The sequence below is a fragment of the Mesorhizobium sp. M7A.F.Ca.MR.362.00.0.0 genome (assembly GCF_004023175.1).
Classification (GTDB): domain Bacteria; phylum Pseudomonadota; class Alphaproteobacteria; order Rhizobiales; family Rhizobiaceae; genus Mesorhizobium.
This window is the reverse complement of record NZ_RZTF01000470.1, coordinates 1-4,466: the sequence shown is the minus strand read 5'-3', so window position 1 is coordinate 4,466 and position 4,466 is coordinate 1. Positions and strand designations below refer to the sequence as shown.

Annotated in this window: 4 protein-coding genes and 1 pseudogene; all 5 read right to left on the bottom strand. The window is 60.9% G+C overall.

Annotation, left to right across the window (positions count from 1 at the left end; all coding sequences use genetic code 11):
* A partial coding sequence (locus EOC06_RS33225; RefSeq protein WP_164898881.1) for an ATP-binding cassette domain-containing protein occupies positions 1 to 390 on the bottom strand: 390 nt, incomplete at its 3' end.
* Complete coding sequence (gene livM / locus EOC06_RS33220; RefSeq protein WP_128309784.1) at positions 390 to 1,985, bottom strand: high-affinity branched-chain amino acid ABC transporter permease LivM; 1,596 nt, start codon at positions 1,983 to 1,985, stop codon at positions 390 to 392. The genes livM and EOC06_RS33225, both read right to left, overlap by 1 nt.
* Before the next feature lie 4 nt (positions 1,986 to 1,989).
* Positions 1,990 to 2,892 (bottom strand): branched-chain amino acid ABC transporter permease, encoded by a 903-nt coding sequence (locus tag EOC06_RS33215; protein ID WP_127267457.1) that lies wholly within the window; start codon positions 2,890 to 2,892, stop codon positions 1,990 to 1,992.
* Positions 2,893 to 3,226: 334 nt separating this feature from the next.
* Complete coding sequence (locus EOC06_RS33210; protein WP_127327602.1) at positions 3,227 to 4,228, bottom strand: 4-hydroxyproline epimerase; 1,002 nt, start codon at positions 4,226 to 4,228, stop codon at positions 3,227 to 3,229.
* Positions 4,229 to 4,259: 31 nt separating this feature from the next.
* Positions 4,260 to 4,454, bottom strand: a pseudogene (locus EOC06_RS33205) (NAD(P)/FAD-dependent oxidoreductase); the annotation flags it as partial.
* Positions 4,455 to 4,466: the final 12 nt, after the last annotated feature.

The following is a 4,466-nucleotide window of genomic DNA, read 5'->3' as shown; positions in this document are numbered from 1 at the left end:
TGCCTTCATCAGTTTGTTGTGCTGGGCGACCAGCAGGTTCTCCAGCAGGGTCATGCCGGAGAACAGCCGAATGTTCTGGAAGGTGCGCGCCACCTTGGCGCGCGCCGGGATTTCATGGTTGGGCAGCCGCTCGAGCAGGAAGGTCGAACCATCGTTCCGGTTGAGCGTGATCATGCCTTCCGACGGCTTGTAAAAGCCGGTGATGCAGTTGAACACCGTGGTCTTGCCGGCGCCGTTGGGGCCGATCAGCGCGGTGATCTCGCCGCGCTTGGCGGCGAAAGACAGATCGCCGATGGCCACCAGGCCACCGAACTTCATCGACAGATGATCGACCTGCAGGATAGCGTCGTTCGCGCCGGAATTGGCCTTCTGAACAGGGTTCGCATTCATCAGCCGTGTCCTTCCTTGGTGAAGGAGCTTGAGACAGCCTTTCGCTCCTTGAGGAAGGCGGTTGGTTCACGACTGCCGACGAAACCACGCGGCTTCCACAGCATGACGATGACCATGGCCATGCCGAACAGAAGCATACGGTAGAGTTCCGGGGTGAAGTCCGGCCCGAAGACCTGCTTGAGGAAGTCGAGTTCGCGCAGCGCCTCGGTGCCGCCGATCATCACCATGGCGGCAACCGCAATGCCGACCAGCGAACCCATGCCGCCGAGAACGACGATGGCCAGAATGATGGCCGATTCCAGGAAGACGAAGGATTCCGGGCTGACGAAGCCCTGCCGTGCGGCGAAGAACGCGCCGGCGAAGCCGCCGAACATCGCACCCGTGGCGAAGGCTGTAAGCTTCGTGGTGGTGGTGTTGATGCCGAGCGAGCGGCAGGCGATCTCGTCCTCCCGCAACGCTTCCCAGGCACGGCCGACCGGCATGCGCCGCAGCCGGATGGTGACGAAGGCTGTCAGCAGCGCCAGCGCCAGGATCAGGTAATAGAGGAAGATCTTGTAGTAGGCGCTCGAGGTCGCGAGATTCAGCACCTTGGCGATGTAATTGGGGTCCGACACGTTGAAGGTCATCAGGCCGAAGAAGGTGACCTTCGGGATGCCGGAAATACCGGCCGAACCGTTGGTGACCTCACGCCAGTTGATCAGCACCAGGCGGATGATCTCACCGAAAGCCAAGGTGACGATCGCCAGATAGTCGCCGCGCAGGCGCAGCACCGGGAAACCGAGCAGCACGCCCCAGAAGGCGGCCATGGCGCCGGCGGCCGGCAAAAGGATCCAGAACGACAGGCCGTATTGCGTGCCGAGCAGCGCATAGGCATAGGCGCCGACCGCGTAGAAAGCGACATAACCGAGGTCGAGCAGGCCGGCGAGGCCGACGACGATGTTCAGGCCCCAGGCCAGCATCACATAGATCAGGATCTGGATGCCGAAATTGTCGACCCATTTCAGCGAACCTTGCAGCCCGCCGACGAATGACCAGGACATCAGCGACAGGATCGCCACCACCAGGATCGGATAGAGGATCAGTGCGGCAATGCCGAGTTTGGTGAAGTTGGCGTGAATGAAACCGCGGAAATAATAGATCACGCAGGCCAGCACGTAGACGATCGCCAGGGCGCGCAGGAACTGCAGATAGCCGGCCGGCACGGCTCCCACCCATCCGACGAGAGAGCTGTTGACCGCAAACAACACCACCGCCGCGACCAAGGCCACAATGAAGGCCGGCAACTGGAAGAAACGCGACGCCACGCTGGCCGGCAACAGGCCAGTGGCGATGTCGGTGATCTTCTGGTTGGCGAGGAAGGGCTGGCCATAAGCGACATAGAAGAAGCGCCCGATGGCCGTGGCGATCACCACGGCGGCAAGCAGGCCCCAGCGCGTCGTCAGGACCAGTTCATTGGAAATGTTTTGACCGGTCTTCAGGCCGATGAACAGCACGAACAGGCCGAACGATATGGCAGCGGCATAAAGTGACTCGCGCAACGCGCGCTGCATAGGCGTGGCGACGGTGTCGCGCTCCGGAGATACGGTGACGGCCATGGTCTCAGACCTTTTCGACTTCTGGCCGGCCCAATATGCCGGAAGGCAGGAAGATCAGCACGATGGCCAGGATCGAGAACGCCGCGACGTCCTTGTAGTCGATCGAGAAATATGCCGACCACATGCTCTCGATGAAGCCGATCATCAGCCCGCCGAGCACAGCACCCGGCAACGAACCAATGCCGCCCAGCACCGCCGCCGTGAAGGCCTTCACGCCCGGCGTGAAGCCATCCGAGAAGGCAATGACGCCGTAATACATCAGGAACAAAGTGCCGGCGACCGCGGCAAGGGCCGCACCCATGATGAAGGTGATCGAGATCGTGCGGTCGACATCGATGCCGAGCAGCGCCGCCATCTTGCGGTCCTGCTCACAGGCCCGTTGCGCTCGCCCGAGCGAGGTCTTGTTGACCAGATACCAGAACAGCGCCAGCAGCAGCGCCGTGACGACGACGATGATGATCTGCTTCAGCGACACGCTGATGCCGTTGATGTTGTAAACCTGGCTGACCATCGGCGGGATCGGCTTGTTGCGGGGACCCTGCGTCACCTGGACGAAGTTCGACAGCGCGATCGACATGCCGATGGCGGTGATCAGCGGGGCCAGTCGGAACGAACCGCGCAGCGGCCGGTAGGCGACTTTTTCAATCGTCCAGTTGTAGAGGCTGGTGAGCAGCATCGCCACGATCATCATGACCAGCAGCGCCAGCACAACCGGCACGGAATAGAACAGCGCGCCAAGGGCGAGGAAGACGATCAGTGCTGTGAAGGCACCCACCATGAAGATGTCGCCATGGGCGAAATTGATCATGCCGATGATGCCGTAGACCATCGTGTAGCCGATCGCGATCAGCCCATAGATCGATCCCAGCGTCAGCCCGTTGATAAGCTGCTGGACAAAGTACTGCATGTGTACATGGCTCCCCTGGAATGTCGCCCATGCAGACGCATTCCTTTTCGTATTTCCCCTAGTCGTAAAGTTTCGAGCCCGGATTGCAACGTCATTTTTCAATCGTCATGCGTGTTTTCGAAGCACGCTGTCCGATTGCCCGTTTTCCATCATCCGGCCCCTGGACTATCGCGGACCCTACCATTGGCATAACGCAATGTCTTTGACGATTCGACCGCATCATGCGCTCCGTTTCGAAGAAATCGCCGTCAAAATTAGGTGATGAAAGGAATCCTTGCGTTTTTGGCACGATCCATTTTTCAAGCCCTCGCTTTCCGCAGGGTCAGGATTCCCATCACTTGACAACAAATCCATGCGCGAACGGGTCGCGGTCGTCGATGAAGATGGTGTTCAGTCCGGTCATCCGCGCCCAGCCGCCGATCGAGGGAATGATGGCCGGTTTGCCGGCCACGGTGACGTCCTTTTCGACCTTGCCCTTGAACAGCGAACCGATGATCGATTCATGCACGAAGCTGTCGCCGGCCTTGAGTTTGCCCTTGGCATGAAGCTGCGCCATGCGCGCCGAGGTGCCGGTGCCGCAGGGCGAGCGGTCGATCGCCTTGTCGCCGTAGAACACGGCATTGCGGGCATCCGCCCCATCCACCGTCGGAGCACCGGTCCACAGCATGTGCGACAGCCGGTTGATGCCAGGATTCTCGGGATGGACGAAGGAATATTTCTCGTTGAGCCGCTGGCGCACCACCGGGCTCCAGGCGATGAAGTCGCCCGCCGAATAATCGGCCATGTCGCGATAGTTCTTCTGCGGTTCGACGATGGCGTAGAAGTTGCCGCCATAGGCGACGTCGACGGTGATTTCGCCGAGCCCAGGGCATTCGATCGTCAGCCCCTCGGCATGGAGGAAGGACGGCACATTGGTGATGCGCACCTCCTCGACATAGTCGCCGACCTGTTTGTATTCGGCGATGACAAGTCCGGCCGGCGTGTCGAGCCGAAGCACGCCCGGCGTCTTCGGCTTGATCAGACCGTGCTCGATCGCCATCGTCACCGTGCCGATGGTGCCATGGCCGCACATCGGCAGGCAGCCGGAGGTTTCGATGAACAGGATGGCGATGTCGCAATCCTCGCGCGTCGGCGGATAGAGGATCGAACCGGACATCACGTCGTGGCCGCGCGGCTCGAACATCAGGCCGGTGCGGATCCAGTCATACTCGGCCAGAAAATGCGCACGCCGCTCCATCATCGTCGCGCCCTGCAGCAGCGGGCCGCCCCCAGCGACCAGCCGCACCGGATTGCCGCAGGTGTGGCCGTCTATGCAGAAGAAGGATTTCTTGGCCATGACGCTCCTCGAAAATCAAAACCCGAAAATATCAAAATCGTTGCGGACTGAAGGGGCCCAGTTCGATCGGTGGAGTCTGCCCCAGGACAAGATCCCTGATCAACCGTCCGGTGGCCGCCGCCTGGGTCAGGCCGAGATGGCCATGGCCGAAGGCATAGACCACCGACCGCTTTCCCGGCGCGCCGCCGATGACTGGCACTGAATCCGGCAGCGAGGGGCGGCCCAATTATGCCAGGTC

Excerpts from the sequence above, each read along its gene's own strand:
- livM (WP_128309784.1), bottom strand. The coding sequence starts at position 1,985 with ATGGCCGTCACCGTATCTCCGGAGCGCGACACCGTCGCCACGCCTATG.
- EOC06_RS33215 (WP_127267457.1), bottom strand. The coding sequence starts at position 2,892 with ATGCAGTACTTTGTCCAGCAGCTTATCAACGGGCTGACGCTGGGATCG.
- EOC06_RS33210 (WP_127327602.1), bottom strand. The coding sequence starts at position 4,228 with ATGGCCAAGAAATCCTTCTTCTGCATAGACGGCCACACCTGCGGCAAT.